The 18,495-nt window shown below is 66.8% G+C and carries 16 protein-coding genes and 1 tRNA gene; 7 read left to right on the top strand and 10 right to left on the bottom strand.

Annotated features, from left to right (window positions below):
• Positions 1–77: 77 nt before the first annotated feature.
• Together QX135_RS00210 and QX135_RS00205 are read right to left on the bottom strand one after the other, a co-directional pair.
• Entirely contained in the window at positions 78–1,235 is a 1,158-nt protein-coding gene (locus tag QX135_RS00210) for an acyl-CoA dehydrogenase family protein (RefSeq protein WP_315735136.1), read from the bottom strand.
• A 19-nt stretch (positions 1,236–1,254) separates the two neighbouring features.
• On the bottom strand, positions 1,255–2,319 hold the full coding sequence (locus QX135_RS00205; protein ID WP_315783272.1) for an acyl-CoA dehydrogenase family protein: 1,065 nt from the start codon (positions 2,317–2,319) through the stop codon (positions 1,255–1,257).
• Positions 2,320–2,552: 233 nt separating this feature from the next.
• Between QX135_RS00205 and QX135_RS00200 the strand changes: the two genes are divergently transcribed.
• A complete protein-coding gene (locus QX135_RS00200) occupies positions 2,553–3,332 on the top strand; it encodes an SDR family oxidoreductase (RefSeq protein ID WP_316177578.1) in 780 nt (259 codons plus the stop codon).
• Positions 3,333–3,387: 55 nt separating this feature from the next.
• Here the strand turns inward: QX135_RS00200 and QX135_RS00195 are convergent, their stop codons facing one another.
• From QX135_RS00195 to QX135_RS00185, 3 genes are all read right to left on the bottom strand, one after another.
• Positions 3,388–3,654 (bottom strand): GlsB/YeaQ/YmgE family stress response membrane protein, encoded by a 267-nt coding sequence (locus tag QX135_RS00195; protein ID WP_315735131.1) that lies wholly within the window; start codon positions 3,652–3,654, stop codon positions 3,388–3,390.
• Positions 3,655–3,688: 34 nt separating this feature from the next.
• Positions 3,689–4,285: a YidB family protein gene (locus QX135_RS00190; protein ID WP_316177575.1), complete on the bottom strand. Its 597-nt coding sequence runs from the start codon at positions 4,283–4,285 to the stop codon at positions 3,689–3,691.
• A gap of 104 nt (positions 4,286–4,389) precedes the next feature.
• Positions 4,390–5,106, bottom strand: a complete 717-nt coding sequence (locus QX135_RS00185; protein ID WP_315735127.1) for a hypothetical protein — start codon at positions 5,104–5,106, stop codon at positions 4,390–4,392.
• 354 nt (positions 5,107–5,460) lie between these two features.
• Here QX135_RS00185 and QX135_RS00180 point away from each other — a divergent pair, with 354 nt between their 5' ends.
• Positions 5,461–7,587, top strand: a complete 2,127-nt coding sequence (locus QX135_RS00180; RefSeq protein ID WP_316177573.1) for an FAD-dependent oxidoreductase — start codon at positions 5,461–5,463, stop codon at positions 7,585–7,587.
• Positions 7,588–7,615: 28 nt separating this feature from the next.
• Here the strand turns inward: QX135_RS00180 and QX135_RS00175 are convergent, their stop codons facing one another.
• Genes QX135_RS00175 through QX135_RS00165 form a run of 3 tightly spaced genes read right to left on the bottom strand, consistent with a single transcriptional unit; the run spans position 7,616 to position 10,121 of the window.
• The gene (locus QX135_RS00175) at positions 7,616–8,560 is read right to left on the bottom strand and encodes a M28 family peptidase (protein ID WP_316177571.1); all 945 of its coding nucleotides are present in this window, start codon (positions 8,558–8,560) and stop codon (positions 7,616–7,618) included.
• 23 nt (positions 8,561–8,583) lie between these two features.
• Positions 8,584–9,201, bottom strand: a complete 618-nt coding sequence (locus QX135_RS00170) for a fused MFS/spermidine synthase (RefSeq protein WP_315756936.1) — start codon at positions 9,199–9,201, stop codon at positions 8,584–8,586.
• Positions 9,198–10,121 (bottom strand): fused MFS/spermidine synthase, encoded by a 924-nt coding sequence (locus QX135_RS00165; RefSeq protein ID WP_316233899.1) that lies wholly within the window; start codon positions 10,119–10,121, stop codon positions 9,198–9,200. Before QX135_RS00165 ends, QX135_RS00170 begins: the two co-directional genes overlap by 4 nt.
• 389 nt (positions 10,122–10,510) lie before the next feature.
• Between QX135_RS00165 and QX135_RS00160 the strand changes: the two genes are divergently transcribed.
• The 3 genes from QX135_RS00160 (at position 10,511) to QX135_RS00150 (ending at position 13,664) form a co-directional block, all read left to right on the top strand.
• Positions 10,511–10,587 (top strand) — tRNA-Arg (locus QX135_RS00160).
• A gap of 187 nt (positions 10,588–10,774) precedes the next feature.
• On the top strand, positions 10,775–11,467 hold the full coding sequence (locus tag QX135_RS00155) for a flavin reductase family protein (RefSeq protein WP_316233898.1): 693 nt from the start codon (positions 10,775–10,777) through the stop codon (positions 11,465–11,467).
• A gap of 82 nt (positions 11,468–11,549) precedes the next feature.
• The gene (locus tag QX135_RS00150) at positions 11,550–13,664 is read left to right on the top strand and encodes a tetratricopeptide repeat protein (RefSeq protein ID WP_316233897.1); all 2,115 of its coding nucleotides are present in this window, start codon (positions 11,550–11,552) and stop codon (positions 13,662–13,664) included.
• A 194-nt stretch (positions 13,665–13,858) separates the two neighbouring features.
• Here QX135_RS00150 and QX135_RS00145 read toward each other — a convergent pair whose 3' ends face one another.
• Positions 13,859–14,338 carry a hypothetical protein gene (locus QX135_RS00145; RefSeq protein ID WP_316177565.1) on the bottom strand — a complete coding sequence of 160 codons (480 nt, stop codon included), beginning with the start codon at positions 14,336–14,338 and terminating at the stop codon, positions 13,859–13,861.
• Positions 14,339–14,438: 100 nt separating this feature from the next.
• Positions 14,439–15,476, bottom strand: coding sequence for an LLM class flavin-dependent oxidoreductase (locus QX135_RS00140; protein ID WP_316233896.1), 1,038 nt, complete (start codon positions 15,474–15,476; stop codon positions 14,439–14,441).
• 925 nt (positions 15,477–16,401) lie between these two features.
• Here QX135_RS00140 and QX135_RS00135 point away from each other — a divergent pair.
• On the top strand, positions 16,402–17,433 hold the full coding sequence (locus QX135_RS00135; RefSeq protein WP_316233895.1) for an alpha/beta fold hydrolase: 1,032 nt from the start codon (positions 16,402–16,404) through the stop codon (positions 17,431–17,433).
• Positions 17,434–17,447: 14 nt separating this feature from the next.
• Positions 17,448–18,410 carry a fatty acid desaturase gene (locus QX135_RS00130; RefSeq protein ID WP_315812039.1) on the top strand — a complete coding sequence of 321 codons (963 nt, stop codon included), beginning with the start codon at positions 17,448–17,450 and terminating at the stop codon, positions 18,408–18,410.
• Positions 18,411–18,495: the final 85 nt, after the last annotated feature.

Raw genomic sequence — 18,495 nt, 5'->3', positions numbered from 1 at the left:
GGTTGTGGTCTCCGATTCTGCTTTCCGGGCGTCATTGCCAGCGCTATCAGTTCGCGACCGCCGGAATGCTGTCTGCCTCACCTCAGTCCCAGCCCGCGGGCGATGATGCCGCGCAGCACCTCGGTGGTGCCGCCCTGGATCGTCAGCTTCGGTGCGGTCTGCATCGCAAATGTCAGCTGGTTCTCCAAGGTTTCGCGATTTCCTGCGTTCTCCTCGACGAAGGCGGCGAGGTCGCGGACGCGGTGCGGCAGCTGCTGCTCCCATACCGTGCCGACGTCCTTGACGATCGAGGCCTCGACCACCGGCTCCTTGCCGGCCTGCAGCATGCCGGCGACCGACACCGACATCCGCCGCATCGCATGCAGCTGCGCCACCAGGCGGCCGATGCCCTCGGCGCTGCGCGTGTCCGGATCGGGACCGACCGCGCGCACCAGCTCGGTCAGCACGTAATAGGTTTCGAGGAAGCGCTCCGGTCCCGAGCGCTCATAGGCGAGCTCGGAGGTCGCCTGCTTCCAGGCGCCGTCGATCTCACCGAGCTGATGGTCGTCGGGCACGAAGGCGTCGGTGAAGACGACCTCGTTGAACTCCTTCTGTCCGGTGATCTGGCCAATCGGATTCACCTTGATGCCGGGCGATTTCATGTTCACCAGGAACTGCGTCAGACCATGACGCCTGTTCTCCTTGGTCGACGGCGAGGTGCGGAAGATCGCGATCATGTAGTCGGCCATGTGCGCCGACGTCGTCCAGATCTTCGAGCCGTTGATCAGCCAGCCGCCCTCGGTCTTGGTCGCGCGCGTCTTGGCTGCGAACAGGTCCGAGCCGGAGTTCGGCTCGCTCATGCCGATCGCGAAGCACAGCTCGCCGCGGCAGATGCGCGGCAGGATGTCCATCTTGATATGCTCGGGTGCGTAGCGCAGCAGGATCGGGCCGCTCTGCCGGTCGGCGACGAAGAAGCGCCTGACGGGCGCGTTGGCGACGCGCATCTCCTCGGTCACGACATAGCGCTCCAGGAACGAGCGCTCGTGGCCGCCATATCGTTTCGGCCAGGTCATGCCGATCCAGCCGCGCGCGCCGACGCGGGCCGCAAACTCACGTGCGTCGGCATCCTCGCGCTTGGGCTGGTACGGGTTGAAGGTGCCGGCCGCGATCTCATCAGCGAGGAAGGCGCGCACCTCCTTGCGGAGCTCCTCGCATTCCCTCGGCAGGCGGATCGGATCGAAACGAAGTGCAGTCATGCGACAATCCTCTTCGTCGTCAGCGCGAGGCGACCAGCGGCCACAGCTCATCGGCACCGCGCGCGGCGACGCGATTGCCGAGCTCCACGGCCCAGTGACTCTCGGATCCGAAATCGTCGCGCCAGGCCAGCGCGCGCAGCGAGAAGCGGTGCAGGATGTGCTCGGTGGTGAAGCCGATGGCTCCGTGGACCTGATGCGCGATCGCCGCACCCTTCTCGGCGGCCTCGGCGCAGCGGATCTTGGCCGCGGCGGCTTCGAGAAACACCGCGTCGTCGAATGCGGTGGCCCGCGCGATCGCATCCGCGGCCGATGTCGCGGCCGCGCTCGCGGCGGCGCTCTCACCGGCCAGCCGTGCCAGGTTGTGCTGCACCGCCTGGAATTTGCCGATCGGCTTCTCGAAGGCCACGCGCTCACCCGCATAGTTCACGCTGATCGCGAGCAGCCGATCCAGCGCGCCGGCGATCTGCAGTCCGCGGGCGACGCCGCCCATCAGCATCAAGGTCGTGGCGTCGAAGCCGGCCGGTGCTGGCCGGCATGCCAGCGGCGTGATTGTGTCGAACGTCACCGTGTCGCTGGGATCGTTGGCGAGGTTGAGGCCCGCCTCGATGCGCAGGCGCGCGGTCTCGACCAGCGCGATCGACACTCCGTCTCCGCCCTGGGCGAGCACGGCAACATGCTGCGCCGTCCTGGCGAACGGCACGCCGCGGGCGCGGCCGGACAATGTGCCGTCGGTGTCGAGCGTGATCCGGTCCCTCGGATGAGCCGGCGCGATCGTCATGGGGCCGTCGGGCGAGGCAATGCCGCCTTGCTGCAGCAGCCAGCCCGCGAGCAGCGTCTCGGCCAGCGGCACCGCAATCGCAAAACGGCCGGCGGCATTGATGATCTCAAAGCCGTCGGCGAGGTCAGTGCCGGCGCCGCCGAACTCCTCGCCCACCCAGGCGAGCGGCAGGCCGGCCTCGCTCAGCGCCCGCCACAGCGGCGCCGTCCAGCGGCCGTCCTTGTCGTGATTGATCGTCTGCGGGTCGGCGAGATCGGCGAAGATCTTTTCCGCGGTCGCAACGACGATGTTCTCAGCTTCCGCCACAGCGCTCCTCGCCCTCGTTGTCGTCGGTCTCGGCGCGCCATGTCCTGCGCGCGCCGGCGATGTTTTGCCGGCATGATGAGCGCAAGCGACGGTCCTGACAAGCGTAGCCCGCTGCAGGGCCCCGTCCGCTCGCCGCATGGAGGCGAGCGATTTCCGCGCTGCGGAGATTGTGCCGATTTTGCAGATGCAGCGATGTTGGCTAAGAAGAAGCAAAGCAAACAGGGAGGTGCGGAATGGCTGAAGGTCTGTGCGCGATCGTGACGGGTTCGGCGTCCGGTCTCGGAGCCGCGACCGCGTTGCTGCTGGCGAAGGCCGGCATGCGCATCGTCGTGAACTATTCGAACAGCAAGAGTGAGGCCGAGCAGACCGCCGATCTTTGCCGCAAGGAAGGTGCCGAGATCGTCGTCGTCCAAGGCGACGTGTCGCGCGACGAGGATTGCCGCAAGATCGTCGCCGCCGCTGCGGCCTGGGGCCGGCTGGATGCGCTCGTCAACAATGCCGGCACCACCAAGCACGTACCGCACGATCAGCTCGACGGCCTTTCGGCTGAGGATTTCCAGCGCATCTTTGCGGTCAACACCATCGGCCCCTTCCAGATGGTGCGCGCCGCGCGGCCGCTGCTGGAAGCGGCGGCCAAGGCGACGGTGCGTGCGTCCGCGGTCGTCAACGTCTCGTCGGTGGCCGGCATCAGCGGCGTCGGCTCGTCGGTTGCCTACGCCGCCAGCAAGGGCGCGCTGAACACGATGACGCTATCGCTGGCCCGCGCCCTGGCGCCTGCGATCCGCGTCAACACCGTCTGCCCCGGTTACATCGATACGCCCTGGTTCACCAAGGGCCGCGGCGAGGCCGGTGCCAAGCAGGTGCGCGATGCCGTGGTGGCGCGGGTGCCGCTGCGCGCGGCTTCATCCGCCGAGGATATCGCGCAGCTCGTGGCGTTCCTGGCGAGTCCGGCATCAGGCCACATGACCGGCGAGGTCGTGCGCATGGATGCGGGGATGCATCTGTTGGGGTGAAATGGTCATGGCGAGCGGCCGTTGTGGTCGCTCGCAATGACGTGGCGTGAGGCGGTTACCGATTGAAATCGCGGATCGTGCCGCTGGCGACCAGCCTGTTCCAGATGAATAGCACCACGACCGCGCCGAGGGTCGCGGTCACGTAGCCCGCGCCCTGGTCGGGGCCGTAGCGGCCGATGGCCTGCCCGATGGCGGTGGCGAGGAACGCGCCGAGGATTCCGAGCACGATGGTCAGGATGAAGCCGGAGGGATTGTTGGGACCCGGCGATAGAAGCCGCGCCAGGAAGCCGGCGACCAGCCCGACGATCAGAATGTGCAGCATGAGTGTCGTCCTTCCCGTCAGCGATCGCGGAGCGTCAGATCCGGCCCGCCAACTCGTGCTCGGTCGGCAGCCGCCCGTCCGGCGTGAGCTGATCGATCACTTTCGGCAGGTACTGGCTCAGCCCGTTCAACAGCTCCTCGCGCGACAGCCCGCTCTGCGCGGTGAGCTGATCGATCTGATCGGCGCCGAGCGCATTGGCGAGATCGCCGGGCGAGATCGGCTTGTTCTCGCCGGGGGAGACCCAGGAGTTCGCGGTGTCGCCATGGCCCTTGTCCTGGAACTGGCGCAGGAGATCGCCGAGCCCGCCCGACAGCACGCTGCCGGCCGCGCCGCCCGCCAGCAGTCCGCCCAGGCCGCCGGCGATGATGTTGCCGAGGCCGCCACTCAATCCGCCACCAAGCGCACCGCCGAGCGGTCCGCCTTGATTCCCGGTCGGCTGGGGCGGCGGGACCGGCGCAGGCGCCGCGTTCGGCTGCTGCCCATTCTGCGAGAAATGCTTCACCGCTTTCCACGCCAGCAAAGCGAGGATCGCCATCGTCATCGGCGACATGCCGCCGCTCTTCTGCGTGGTCGGATGACTCGGCCCGTTCGGGCCGTTCTGCATGCCGTTGAGGATATCGAGTAGACCCATGACCCTGCCTCCTGCGCCCCACGCCGACAAAACCTATGGGCTTGCACGCGGCGTTACAAGCCGCGTGCAGAATGGTCGCGTAGGGGGAACGTGTCGCGCGCGGCTCAGTTCCTGGCTTCGGCCCGTTTCGGCGCCTTGGCCCCGGGCGGCGCGGCCGCGGTCTGGCTCGGGCCGGTGAACATCCGCTTCAGTTCGTCGAGCTTCTCGGACAGGACCGGAAAGTTGCACGAGAACGAATCGCGGCGCCAGCCGTCCTTGGCACATTGCGCCGCCTTGATGCGGGCGCGTGCCTCCACGTTCGACGTCGGCGGTGGCAATCCGCCTTGCGCGGACGAAGCCGGCGGCTTGCTCGGCCGTTGCGGCGGCGGGGCCGGCATGGCCGGCTTCGGCGGCTCGATCGCGGCCCGCGCCGTCATGTCCCTGAGCGAGGGCTGGAGGTCCTGCGTTTGCGGCCGCGACATCATCGCCGAGCTCATGTTGGCGTGGCGCTGGCGCTCGAGGTATTGCGTATACTGCTGGTCGATGAACTTCTGCTCTTCGGCCGTGGGATTGGGACCGGCAATGTCGAAGCTGCGATCCTGCATGAAGTCGTAATAGACATAGCCGCCGCCCGGCTTCCGTCTCCCGGCAAATTTAGCGTTGCACTGCGCCAGCGCCGCCGTCTTCTCCTCCTTGGAGGCCGACTTCTCGGCGGCGTCGGCGCATTCCTCGAAATCCGTCGGGGAGCGGCTCCACCACTCTGCGTGCGCGCGTGGAGGTTGCACGGCGGGCAAGCAGGTGATCGCTGCAAAGATCAGTACTGGCAGGCGGGGTGGGTACACGAACGGCAATCCTCAGCGGCTCCCCGCCTCAGATGACGGGAGATTGTCGCCATTTTGCGGCGAGGTGTGACTCCAATGCTGCGTAATTTGCGACTTTCTTCTTTATTTGCCGTGGTTCCGTGATCTGGTTGCCACAGTCGGGTCGGCATTGACGGCGGTGCCGCTCGTGAATCGCGCCTTGCTGTGGCGCCGGAACGATACGCAGCATCTTTCCACCATTTTCATCCCGCCGTAGTTGACAAAACTAATCTTGACGTTGGAAAGATTGGTGTTGACGGAACCGGGCGAGCGCTCCTATGAGTATCTTGACAATGGAAAGATAAACTGCGCGCGTCCGGCGCGGAGGAGGCTGCCATGAAGGTGTTCCTCACGGTCAAGCTGGCGCTGCTGCCGTTCGTCGTGTTCTGGGCGCTACTAGCCTGGCACCAGCCGGCATGGGCGGTGTGGTCCGCGCTGGGCCTGGCGCTGGCCGGCAACGTCTGGCGAGCCTCCCGGGGCCAGCTCGCGCTGCTGGAACTCGGAAGCCTCGCGCTGTTCGTCGTGCTGGCGATCGCCAACGACGTCGCGCCGAATTGGACGGCCGGCAATGCGCTGTGGCTGTCCTTCGCAGCGCTCGGCCTCATCAGCTTCGCTTCGCTCGCCGTCGGCCGTCCCTGGACCGCGGACTATTCCCGGTCGGCCTATGCCGACAGCGCCGCGACGCCCCAGTTCCACCTGATCAACATGATGATGACCGGGCTCTGGGGCGCCCTGTTCCTCGTGCTCGGCCTGTGCCGCTGGGCCGGCGTCGCCTCCTGGATCACGACGATGATCGTCGTCGGCGGCGCGCTGATCTCGATCTTCGGCCCGCGCTTCGCGATTCGCCAGGCCTTGCTGCGTATGCGGGCCGCGCGCGAGGAGTGCCAATGGCCGGCGCCGAGCTTCACCCAAGCGGCCGACACCGAGTGCGACGTCGCGGTGATCGGCGCGGGCATCGGCGGGCTGACGGCGGCAGCCCTGCTCGCGGAGTCCGGGCTGAAGGTGAAGGTATTCGATCACCACGTGGTGCCCGGCGGCTTCTGCCACACTTATCTGCGCAAGGCCCACCACGACAACAAGCCGGTGCTGTATCGCTTCGATGCAGGGCCGCACGATTTCTCCGGCGTCTGGCCCGGCGGGCCGGTCGACAGCGTGCTGCGCCGGCTCGGCGTCGCCGACCGCATCCAGTGGCGGCGGGTCATCCACTCCTACCGTCTCGCCGGCCGCCGCATCGACGTGCCCGAGGACTGGCGCGCCTATGTCCGACTGCTCTGCGAGATGTTTCCGGCCAGCGCGGACGGGCTGACCCGGCTGTTCGACACCATCCATGCCATCTTCGAGAGCATGTATGCGACGGGGCAGGGTCGCAGCGGCATTCCCGGCATGCCGGCCACATTGGAGGAGATGCTGGCCTTCCCGCGCAAGCATCCGCAGGCGTACCGCTGGATGAACCGCCCGTTTGACGAGCTGGTCGCCGCCCATGTCTCCGATCCCGAGCTGATCGCCTATCTCAATGCGCTGTCGGGCTATCTCGGCGACGGCAGCGAGAAGCTGAGCTGCGCCCAGATGGTCCCGATCTTCGGCTACTACTTCAAGGGCGGCTTTTATCCGGTCGGCGGCTCCGGCCACCTCGCGGACGTGCTCGCCGAGGCGGTCACTGCCCGGGGCGGCGAGGTGCATCTGAAATCCAAGGTCGCGCGCATTCTGGTCGAGGACGGCCGTGCCGCCGGTGTCGTGCTCGGCAATGGCCGCACGGTCCGCGCGCAGGCGGTGGTCTCGAATGCCGATCTCGGCCGCACCTTGACCGAGCTTCTGAGGCCCGACGATCTGCCCGCCGTCTTTCGTGAGCGTGCCCGCACCCTCGCGCCGGCCACGTCGTGCTTCTCGGTGCATCTCGGCCTCGACATGGTGCCCGACATCGCGCCCACCACGCATCTCGACTCGCCGATGGGGATCGGCCTCGCGGTGATGTCCAAGCTCGATCCGTCGGCGGCGCCCGAGGGACATGCGACGATGACGATCATCACCCTCGTTCCTCACGAGCAGGCCAAGGGCTGGTTTCCGGGCGAGGGCGGCGACGATTGGAAGGCGTGGCGCCGCTCGCCGGACTACGAGGCGCGCAAGCAGCAGCTCGGCGATGCCATGGTCGCGGCCGCCGAGACCATCGTTCCCGGCCTGTCGCAGCACATCGTCTACCGCACCGATGCCAGCCCCGTGACCTATGCGCGCTACGACCTCGCCAGCGCCGGCGCGATCTATGGCGTGGCCCGGTCGGGACGGCTGAAGGGCGCCAAGGCTCCGCTGCGCAACCTCGTCATCGCCGGCGGCGGCAATGCCGGAGCGGGCGTCGAGGCCGTGGTGATCTCGGGCGCTGAGGCGGCCGAAGCGCTCGTGCCCGGCCTGTTGGCGCGCGCATCAGAGGTCGCGTCGGATCCGCTGAAGGCACGGGCGCGGGCGGCGTGAGCGCGCCGCCTGCCGCAGCTCGGGCGCATCAAGGCGTATAGAGGTAGCGCAGCAGGGTGCGGCCGACGGTCTCCAGGCTCTGCGCCGAGCACTGCTCGATCGTATCCTGCGTGGTGTTGAAATAGGGCTCGTAGTCGAAGTCGATGACGAGGAAGCTCGGAATCCCGGCCTGCTGCAGCGCCGTGTGGTCGTCGCTGATCGGATACGCCGTGGGCTCCGGCGAGAAGGCCTGTGGCGCGATACGGCTGCCGATGCTCCAGAACTTCTTGACCTCCGGCAGCGCCGAGCCGAGCGACGAGGGCTCCGGCTGCAGCTTGAGATCCTTGTCGCAGACCATGTCGAAATCGACCGCCTTCTCCGGCTTGTGCGCCGGATAATAGGTCTTCAGATTGGCCGCGAAATGCGGCGAGCCCAGCGGACGCCAGGTCGGATCGCCGGCGCCGAGCGATTTCGGCCCCTCCTCGCCGTCGAAGAAGATCAGGTCGATGCCGACGTCGGGCTTCGGCGACAGCGACAGCACGCGTGCGGTCTCCAGCAGCAGCGCGACCGCCGAGGCGGAGTTGTTGGCCCCCGGCATCGGTGCGTCCGGCGATTTCGGGTCGCGATAGGCCTTGACGATGCTGTCGTAATGCGTCGCGACGATGATGCGGCGCGGGTTCTGCGTCTGGAAGCGGGCGATGATGTTGGTCAGCGGGATCGCCTTGCCGTCATCGCCCTTGGCGGTGAAGCTCTGCGTCAGCACCGCGTCCGCCGCGCTCTTGGCCATCGCCGCCTTGATGTAGTCGATGGTCTTCTGGTGGCCCGGCTCGCCCATCGAGCGCGGCGTGAATTTCAGCAGGTCCGCGATATGGGCCATCGCGCGCTGCCCGTCCCAGAGCTCGATCTGCGCCTCTGCGGCGCGTGCCGCGGGGGATGCAAACAGCAATGCCGCCATTGCCACCGTAGCGGTCAGGCGAGGCCAGAACTCAGTCATCGAGAAGCTCTTCAAAATGAAAATCAGGACGTCTTCTTGCCGAACGGAATGAACAGGATGCCGGCGCAGCCAGCCAGCGCCACCGCGAAATAATAGGTGATCGCGCGCGAGCCGATCGTCGGGATCAGCGCGAAGGTCGTGACCAGCGTGCCGACGACGTTGCCGATGGTCGAGACGCCGTAGACCAATCCGGCGACGCGGCCGGCCTCGTCGGCCGAGCGCGTCAACAGGCTGACGGCGATCGGGGAGAAGGTGCCGAGCAGGGTCAGCGGCACCAGCAGCAGCGCGGTCGAGGCCATCAGCGTGGCCGCCGGACCGTCGCCGACCGTGTCGAGGATGTCGGCCATGACGATGTCGGCCGTCGCCGGCACGAGCGCCATGTAGGCGGCGGCGATCAGGATCATGGTGCCGATGGTGCGCGTCGTCGGCTGCCGGTCGACGATGGCGCTGCCGGCGAAATAGCCGATCGCGAGTGCGCACAGCACCGTCGAGATCAGGCTGGCCCAGGCACCGATGCCGCTGCCGAAATACGGGTTGAGATAGCGGCTGCCGAGCATCTCGAAGCCCATCAGCACGCAGCCGACCAGGAACGAGCAGAGATAGATCGCCAGCAGGCCCGAGCGTGACACCGGCGCGCTCACGGCAGCTTCCTGTTGTGGCGCTCGATGCTCTTCAGCGCCTCGACCGGCGCGAAGTCGTCCGTCAGCACCTTGGCGTTTGCATCGATCACCTGGCCGCCGTCGATGTCGATGCGCTTGCGCTGCGCCAGCATCTCGGCGAGATTGTAGCGGAAGCCGAACTCCTTGTCGCGCTCCTGCGCTGTCGCGGCGAGATCCTCGGGCTTCCGCTCGTCGCCGAGATAGCCGACCATGACGATGTTGCCGCCGGCCTCGTAGAAGTCGACCTGCGGGAACACGCTGTGAATGGTCTTGACCGCGGCGTCGAACAGCATGGTCGACGGCTCGACGTTCTGCGCCACCACGCCGCCCTCGGCGAGATGGTCCTTGACGAGCTGGTAGAATTCCTTGGTCAGCAGATGGAACGGCACGAACGGCCCACGATAGGCGTCGATCAGGATGATGTCGTAGCGCTCCTTGGATTCCTGCACGAACAGCCGTCCGTCGCGGTTGGCGACGTGGAAGTTCGGCTCCTCCTTGATGCCGAAATATTTCTTGGCGAGCTCCAGCACGGTCGGATCGAGCTCGACCGAGGTCACCTGCACCTTGGGCAGGGAGCGGTGCAGGTACCAGGCGGTGCGGCCACCGCCGAAGCCGATCTCCAGGATCGAGCGGACGTCCTTGGCATACATCACGCTCGCGGTCATGAAGCGGGTATAGTCGACCGGCAAATCGAGCTCGTCGCGGGTGTTGTAGACGCTCTCGGTATAGATGCGCCGGTTGTGACCGAACGTCATGCTGCGGTAGGGCGCCTGCTCATAGACATAGATGTTGTTGTAGAGCGACTCCTTGGACTCCAGCAGATGGCGGGTATCCTGCGCGCTTGCGGCGGCGACGGAGAGGAGAGCTGCGAGCGCGCCTGAAATGACCGACCGGATGAGCATCGACTTGTCTGTTTCCCTCGGCTGAAATGGGCCGGCGCGCTGGATGAAGCGGATCTCGTCGCGCCGGACGGCTGGCCCGGCCGCGTGACGCGCTCAGGCACGACCAATACGGCGATCCCAAGGCCGGGGTCCGGATCGGCGCCGTTCTCTTAGACCATCGGCTGCCTTCCGGATAGTCAAACCACCCCTCCCTACGGGCCTGTGATCGGTAGGCGCCCCGCCTCAACCGGGATCACGCGGCCGCGTTCCCGCCGTCTTCCCCTCACAGGACCCGAGCGTCGTTGTGCCACGGCCGGCCGTCCGGTTCAGGCGACGACCGGAGAGGCTTCCGGTCGGTGGCCGGGTCTGCTATGGAGGCGGCGAAGCAGGTGCACTTCGGTGCAGGCTCCGGTCCCGTAGCTCAGCTGGATAGAGCGGCGGTTTCCTAAACCGTAGGTCGCATGTTCGAGTCATGCCGGGATCGCCAACTGCCGCAGCCTTGCGCGCGCAGACCTCTCCAGATCAAGCCCGGCGCACGCGTGATCCGGCCCGTTCGGGAATCGGGTGGAGCGGTTCGCTGCCATCGAGGAACTTCTCCGGGTGAGACGGCGGCCTGAGCCCCGTCCGTGCGGCGCGCAATCGCCGCCGAGATGCATCACCCTGGAGAGCTTTCCATGCACACGACCATCGAGCCGGGCATCCTTTATTTTGGGACGCCGGTCGTCCTCATCAGCACGGTCAATGAGGACGGCGGCTTCAACCTCGCGCCGATGTCGTCGGCGTTCTGGCTCGGCTGGCGCTGCATGCTGGGCCTCGCCGCCGGATCGAAGACGCCGCAGAACATGCGCCGCACCGGCGAGTGCGTGCTGAACCTGCCGTCGGTCGATCTCGTCGCCGCCGTCGATCGCCTGGCGCAGACCACGGGATCGGACCCGGTGCCGGCGATGAAGCAGCGCAAGGGCTATCGCCACCTGTCCGACAAGTTCGCCGCCGCCGGGCTGACCGCAACGGCGTCGGAGACCGTTGCGGCTCCGCGCGTCGCCGAATGCGCGGTCCAGCTCGAAGCGCGCATCGAGTCGGTGCATGGCATCGCCGACGACGACGCGATCCTGAGGGGGCACATCCAGTGCTTCGAGGTGCGGGTGCAGCGGGTCCATGTCGACGAGGCCATCCTGATGGACGGCACGCGTGACCGCATCGACCCGGACAAATGGCGGCCGCTGATCATGAGCTTCCAGCAGTTCTATGGCCTGGGCGCGCGCCTTCACGAGTCGCGACTGGGCACCATTCCGGAGGCGGCCTATCGCACGCCCGACGTCGAGCGCGCCCGCAAGGCGGCCATGCGGACGGAGGTGGCGGCAGGCTGAGCCGGCTCGGCCCCGAGTCTCGCCTGGAATCGCGCTGCCACACGTTCAACTCTGCATCCGAGTGCGAGAGGTTGAGGACATCATGGGGGCTGTTGCCGTCGGGCGGCTGCTGATCGAGGCGGCGGAACACTACAATGCCGGGCGTGCCGGTTCGGCCAAGGCCCTGTGCAGCGACATCCTCCGGGCGGTGCCGGATCATCTGCCGGCGCTGCATCTGTCCGCGATCCTCGCCTTCGCCGATGGCCGCATGGCAGACGGCGCGGAGCTGCTGGCGTGCGTGTTCGCACGCGATCCCAACCATGCGCCGGCCTATGTGACGCTCGGCGACGCGCTGGCGGTGAAAGGTGAGCGCGACGGCGCTGCCGACGCCTTTGCGCGCGCCGCAGCGTTGAGGCCGCACGATGCCGCCATCCACAGCAAGCTCGGCAGCGCGCTGCTGGAGCTCGCCCGCTTTACCGAGGCCGAAGCCGCCTATCGCCACGCGCTGGCGCTCGATCCGGCGCTGTTGCGCGCGCGCTGGAATCTCGCGCTCGCCTTCAACCGGCAGGGGCGGCTTGCCGAGGCGGAAGCGGCCTATCGCGCGCTGCGCGAGCGCGATCCGTCCTTTCCCGGCACATGGCGGGCGCTGGCCCATGTGCTCGCCGACCAGGCCAGATATGACGAGGCCGTGCCCGCCTATCTGCATGCGCTGGCGGCGCAGCCGGCCGATGCGGGCCTCCACCTCGCCCTCGGCGACGTGCTCTACAAGCAGCGCGCCTACGCTGACGCCGCGATCCATTACCGCCGCGCCGGCGATCTTGCGCCGGGCGATGCCAAGGCCGCGCGATTGCTGGGGCACGCGCTGCACGAGGCCGGCCGCCCGGCCGAGGCCGTCGAGGCCTATCGCCGCGCCGCGGCGCTCGATCCCACCGATGTGGTCGTGCTCAGCAATCTCGCCGCCTGCCTGTGCGGGACAGGCCAGCTCGACGCCGCCATCGCCGCCTGCGAGCACGCGCTGGCGCTGCAGCCCGATCACGCCCCGGCGCATACCAACCTCGGCATCATCCATGAGATGCGCGGCGAGACTATCGAGGCCGTCGCGGCGCATCGCCGCGCCGTCGCCGCCGATCCGGCCTATGCCAAGGGCTACGCCAATCTCGCGGTGGCGCTGCGCAATGCCGGCGACATCGACGCCGCGCTGGCAGTCTCGCATCACGCGATTTCGCTCGCGCCCGACAACGCGCTCGCCCGCTACAACCACGCGCATTTCCTGCTGATGTGCGGCGACCTCGTGAACGGCTTCGCCGAGCATCGCTGGGGCCGCGACCGTCCTGATCTCTCCGCGGGCATGCCGCGCTTCGACGCGCCGGAATGGCAGGGTGAGCCGCTCGACGGACGCACGCTGCTGCTGTTCGCCGAATATGGCATCGGCGATGCGCTGCAATTCGTGCGCTATGTGGATCGCGTCAAGACGATGGGCGGCAATATCGTGCTGCAGGTGCAGCCGGCGATCGCGCCGCTGCTGCGCTGTCTGGAGGGCGTGACCGTGGTGCCGCGCGGCGCGCCGCTGCCGCCAATCGACCTGCAGGCGCCGCTGATGGATCTGCCGCGCATCTTCGGTACCACGCTGGAGACGATTCCGGCCGAGGTGCCTTATCTTGCGGCCGATCCGATCAAGGTGACCGCGTGGCGCAACGTGCTCGGGCGCGCGCCGTCGTTGAAAGTCGGCGTCGTCTGGGCTGGCAATCCCAGGCACAAGGGCGACCGCCAGCGCTCGCTCACCGCGCAGGCGGTGCTGCCGCGGCTGGTGATGCCGGGCGTGCAGCTTTATTCCTTGCAGAAGGAGCCGCGGCCGGACGATGCGCTAGGGCTCGCCGAGCTTGGCACCGACGTCATCGATCTCGCGCCGCTGCTGAGCGACTTCGCCGAGACCGCGGCCGCCGTTGCCGCGCTCGACCTCGTCATCTCCGTCGACACGTCGGTGGCGCATCTCGCCGGCGCGCTCGGCCGCCCGGTCTGGGTGCTCTTGCCCTATGCGCTCGACTGGCGCTGGCTGCGCGACCGCGCCGACACCCCGTGGTATCCGACCATGCGGCTGTTCAGGCAGGGGCAGCCGATGGCGTGGGACGGTGTGCTGGCGCGGACGGCAGCAGAGCTGGCGCGTGTTGCGGCGGGGGAGCGGGAGTTGCTGCTGCCTGACTTGTTCGACGCATCCTGACGGAGCGCTGCGTTGTGGAGGGTGCTCTGTCCACCTCTCCGCTGTCGTCCCGGGCGTAGACCCGGGACCCATACCGCGTGATCTCTCGGTGGCGCGCGATGGTGGCGACGCGTGCAACAAATAGCCAGATGGGGTTATGGGTCCCGGCTCGGAGGCCGGGACGACAGCAGTGGGTGTCGCGCGCGCAAAGAAACTCAAGGAGCCGGATCAACATCCAGCTTTAGGCGCGCTCGCTCGACGTTTAACGTCCTCAAGCCCACGTTCCGTCTGTCGAAGAGTGTCCATTGTGGATCGCCTTCAGCGGTCATGAATGACGAGACGTAAAGATCATCCGACAGAGCCACGACGATTTCAGGCAACCGACCGAAAATAGATAGGTCCGAAACAGCCTTCTTACGAATGCGATCAAACGTTGGCTCCCACAACGGCTCCTCGCTCCAGCTTCCGCACATGATCGACTTCTTGTCTTCGATGCGCCAGCTCCACTGGATCATCAGTCCGAATTCTCCAAGCGGATTGGGGGAGGTCCCGTCCCGACGGAGATACGTACGTTCTGTCAGCCGTCCGAACTCCAAAAAAATAGCCGATCCGGCGCCACGCCAGAGATGAGACAGGGGCAGACCGATCAGCGGCTCGCGAAACGTCTGCAGAATATGAATATCGTCACTGATCAAACCTGCACCTCTGCACATCTGCCGGTGGACAAATTCTAACGCTGGGCTCACTCAGAACGGTTGTGCGTGGTCTCGCGCTCGTCCTTCTCCGCAGGATATCTTAACCCTCCCCCAGCAACTCCCGCACCCTCGGCACCACCACCCGCCCATACAGCTCGATGCTCCGCATCAGTTTCGCATGCGGCAGCGGACCGGCTGAGTATTTCAGCTGAAACCGCGACAGGCCGAGCGCCTTGATCGTCGCGGCGATCTTCTGCGCCACGGTCTCCGGCGAGCCGACATAGAGCGAGCCGTGATCGGCCTCCTGGACGAACTCGTCGCGGCCCATCGGCGGCCAGCCGCGCTCGCGGCCGATGCGGTCGCGCATGGTCTTGTAGTCCGGCCACAGCTCCTCGCGTGCCACTTCGTCGGTGTCGGCGACATAGCCCGGCGAATGCACGCCGATCGGCTTCGTCTCGCGGCCGAACTGCTTGAGCGCGCGATGGTACAGCTCGACATAGGGCGCGAACCGTTTCGGGTCGCCGCCGATGATCGCGAGCATCAGCGGCAGCTCGTAATGCGCGGCGCGCACCACGGACTCGGGACTGCCGCCGACGCCGATCCAGCCCTTCAGCCGCCCATGTTCGACCGGCGGATAGACCAGTTGATCCCTCAGCGGCGGGCGCAACTGGCCCTGCCAGGTCAGCGGCTGCTGCGGTAGCAGGCTGACGAACAGATCGAGCTTCTCCTCGAACAGCGCCTCGTAGTCCTTCAGATCGAAGCCGAACAGCGGGAAGGACTCGGTGAACGAGCCGCGGCCGAGGATGACCTCGGCGCGGCCGTTCGACACCGCGTCGAGCGTCGAGAACCGCTGGAACACGCGGATCGGGTCATCCGAGCTCAGCACCGTCACCGCCGAGCCGAGCTTGATCTTCGTGGTGCGTGCGGCGATCGCCGCCAACGCCACCTCCGGCGCCGAGATCGCGAAATCGCCGCGATGGTGCTCGCCGAGCCCGATGAAATCGAGCCCGAGCTGGTCGGCCAGCACCGCCTCCTCGACGACGTCGCGGATCACCTGGGCATGGGCGGTCATCGCGCCCTCCGCGTTGCGGGTGACGTCGCCGAACGTGTCCAGGCCGAATTCGATTGCTGTGCTCATGTCTCATTCCGTTGCGTCGGGCCGTCATACGGCCTCTGCTCGTCAGCTGGAAGGGGCGTAGCCGGATTGCAAGCGGAGGAAAGCGAAACACAAGGTTTCCGTGAGCTTGAGCGCATCATGAGAAGGTTGGGCCGTCGCCATTCTCCGTCATTCCGGGGCAATCGTCGATGCGCAGGCGCGGAGCGGCTGCGTGTTGACGATTGAATCCGGAATCTCGAAGTCGTTCAGAATGGACGCAAGACGATATCGAGATTCCGGGTTCAAGGCCTCTCGGCCTTGCCCCGGAATGACGTGGTCGTCATACCGGGCGGATCAGACGGTCCGGACGACCGACAAGAATTTTGCTTTCGTTTTTCCAGAAAATATGCTCTACTGCGTCCATCCTGCCTCATCGATGAGGGGCGTACGCGCGGTCGTCACGAGACGCGAGGCGGGGATGCGGTGGCCGTAGCCGGTCGCAGCGCGGTGTCGCGCCGACGAACGATCCGTTGCGGACAGTCAAGTCGCGTGGTCCTGGCCTCCCGATGCTGAGGTCAAGCCGGATGATGGTGCGGAAGCGCATCACGCCGACGATGGGGGCAACACTGCCGGTCCCCAGGGAGAGCGCGAAGCAGCTGTTAAGACCATCGTGCAGGGAAGGCCGGGATGTCCCAGCCGAACCTGTGGTTCCTGCCGCCTGCATTTTTTTCGCAGGCGGGCCATGGGGGCGGCGAGCTCCCGGTCTTCCCTGCGCCCTCACGTTTCAGAGGGCACGCGATCCGGACAAAGCTCGGGCTTGAGAGGCCGCGGGAATGCGAACCCATGGCCTCGGCTGATGCGATTGCTGCCCGCGCCTCTTGCGCGGTCATGCCATGCCAAAAAATGGGCGTGTGAGCCGGTGACGCATCACGTAGGCTCAAGGCACCTCTCACCCGGACACACGCGCATGACGACAGGCGGCGACTATCAGATCTTCGAGGCGGGCGACGTCGTGTTGCAGTCGGGCGTGACGTTCCCGTCGCTGCGGCTTGCCTACAAGACCTATGGCACGCTGAACGCGGCCAAGGACAACGTCATCCTCTATCCGACCTCGTTCGGCGCCCAGCACGTCGACACCGAGTGGCTGATCGCACCCGGCGGCGCGCTCGATCCGAGCAGCTACTTCATCATCATTCCCAACCTGTTCGGCAATGGCCTGTCGTCGTCGCCCTCGAATACGCGCGAGCTGTTCGGCGACGCGCCGTTCCCGTCCATCAGCTATCACGATGCGGTCGCGGTGCAGCGGCGGCTCGTGGAGGAGCAGTTCGGGATCGGCCGGATCGCGCTGGTCTATGGCTGGTCGATGGGCGGCATGCAGGCCTATCACTGGGCCGCCTGTCATCCGGACATGGTGGAGCGTGCGGCGGTGGTGTGCGGCAGCGCGCGCTGCTCGCCCTACAATCACCTGTTTCTCGATGCGGTGAAGGCGGCGCTGATGGCCGATCCCGCGTTTCGCAACGGCCGCTTTGCCGAGAAGCCGATGGCCGGCCTGCGCGCGATGGGGCGCATCTATGCGGGCTGGGCGATGTCCTACGAGTTCTACCGCGACGAGGTCTGGCGCGAGCAGGGCTTTGGCTCGCAGGAGGACTATCTCGCCGCCACCTGGGACTTAGCCTTCGCGCATCGCGACGCGAACAACCTGCTGGTGCAGATCGCGATCTGGCAGGGCGGCGACATCAGCAATTGCGCGGCGTTCGGCGGCGATCTCGACCGTGCGCTCGGCGCGATCACCGCCCGCATGCTGCTGATGCCGGGCCAGACCGACCGCTATTTCGATTGGCGCGACAACGAGCGAGAACTTCCCAAGCTGGTGAACGCCCGCTCCGCGGCGCTGCGGCCGATCCCCTCGATCCACGGCCACCGCGCGGGCAATCCGATCCGCATCCCGGCGGACCGCGATTTCATCAACGCCAACGTCTCCGCCCTTCTCCAGAGCTGACACCCGAGTTCGACATGACCGACGTGCCCACCGACGAATTCGCGCCCCGTCCGAAGCTGCTGACACCGCCGGTGCTGCAGCAGCTCTGCACGCGCTCCAACATGCAGGGCGCGCTGCGCACGCTCAGCCATTACGGCGCGATCATCGGCGTGGGTGCGCTGATCGGAGCGATCGCATCGACGCATGGTGTGCTGTGGACGCTGCCCTTGCTGCCGGTGCAGGGCGTGCTCATCGCGTTCCTGTTCATGGCGGTGCACGAGACCGCGCACAAGACCGCCTTCGACAGCCGCAGGCTCAACCTCGCGGTCGGCTATCTCTCCGGCTTCCTGATCGGACTGCCTTATGAATATTACTGCCTGTTCCATTGGGAGCATCACCGCCACACCCAGGATCCCCTGCGCGATCCGGAGCTGATCGTCGGCCCCAAGCCGCGCTCGGAGACGCAACTCGCGATTGCCTATTCCGGCCTGGTCCAGGTGGCCGGCCGGCTGCGACTGCTGCTGCAACATGCGATCACCGGCGAGGTGACGGTGCCATGGGTGCCTGCCGGCCGCCGCGCCACCATCGTACGCGAGGCGCGCGCCTATGCCGCCGGCTACGCGCTGCTGCTGCTCGGCTCGCTCGCGCTGCACAGCGCGCTGTTGCTGTGGGTCTGGGTGCTGCCGCTGCTGCTGGGGCAATTGGTGTTGCGACCCTATCTCTACGCCGAACACACCGGCTGCGACCATACCAGGAGCGCCTTCCAGAACACCCGCACCACCTTCACCACACGCGCCGTGCACTGGCTCGCCTGGAACATGCCCTATCACGTCGAGCACCACGCCTATCCCGCGGTGCCGTTCCACGCGCTGCCGAAGCTGCATGCGATCGTCGACGGCGAGATCAAGTATCGCGGCGAGGGCTACATTGCGGTGACGCGGCAGACCTGGGCGTGGTTTCGGGCGCAGTGGAAGGAGAGGAAAGCCGAGACGTCATGAAATTAGATCCTGCGGCGAGCGCGGTGCTTACCTCGCCCCGCTTGCGCGGCGAGAGATCCCGCCAAACGACGCAAACTGCGCAAGC

Source organism: Bradyrhizobium sp. SZCCHNR1098 (assembly GCF_032489375.1).
GTDB lineage: Bacteria > Pseudomonadota > Alphaproteobacteria > Rhizobiales > Xanthobacteraceae > Bradyrhizobium.
This window is presented reverse-complemented; position numbering and strand designations above follow the sequence as displayed.

Bases quoted from the DNA above. Each gene is read 5' to 3' on its own strand.
- QX135_RS00210 (WP_315735136.1), bottom strand. From the start codon at position 1,235: ATGACTGCACTTCGTTTCGATCCGATCCGCCTGCCGAGGGAATGCGAG.
- QX135_RS00200 (WP_316177578.1), top strand. From the start codon at position 2,553: ATGGCTGAAGGTCTGTGCGCGATCGTGACGGGTTCGGCGTCCGGTCTC.
- QX135_RS00195 (WP_315735131.1), bottom strand. From the start codon at position 3,654: ATGCTGCACATTCTGATCGTCGGGCTGGTCGCCGGCTTCCTGGCGCGG.
- QX135_RS00190 (WP_316177575.1), bottom strand. From the start codon at position 4,285: ATGGGTCTACTCGATATCCTCAACGGCATGCAGAACGGCCCGAACGGG.
- QX135_RS00180 (WP_316177573.1), top strand. From the start codon at position 5,461: ATGAAGGTGTTCCTCACGGTCAAGCTGGCGCTGCTGCCGTTCGTCGTG.
- QX135_RS00175 (WP_316177571.1), bottom strand. From the start codon at position 8,560: ATGACTGAGTTCTGGCCTCGCCTGACCGCTACGGTGGCAATGGCGGCA.
- QX135_RS00165 (WP_316233899.1), bottom strand. From the start codon at position 10,121: ATGCTCATCCGGTCGGTCATTTCAGGCGCGCTCGCAGCTCTCCTCTCC.
- QX135_RS00155 (WP_316233898.1), top strand. From the start codon at position 10,775: ATGCACACGACCATCGAGCCGGGCATCCTTTATTTTGGGACGCCGGTC.
- QX135_RS00150 (WP_316233897.1), top strand. From the start codon at position 11,550: ATGGGGGCTGTTGCCGTCGGGCGGCTGCTGATCGAGGCGGCGGAACAC.
- QX135_RS00140 (WP_316233896.1), bottom strand. From the start codon at position 15,476: ATGAGCACAGCAATCGAATTCGGCCTGGACACGTTCGGCGACGTCACC.
- QX135_RS00135 (WP_316233895.1), top strand. From the start codon at position 16,402: ATGACGACAGGCGGCGACTATCAGATCTTCGAGGCGGGCGACGTCGTG.
- QX135_RS00130 (WP_315812039.1), top strand. From the start codon at position 17,448: ATGACCGACGTGCCCACCGACGAATTCGCGCCCCGTCCGAAGCTGCTG.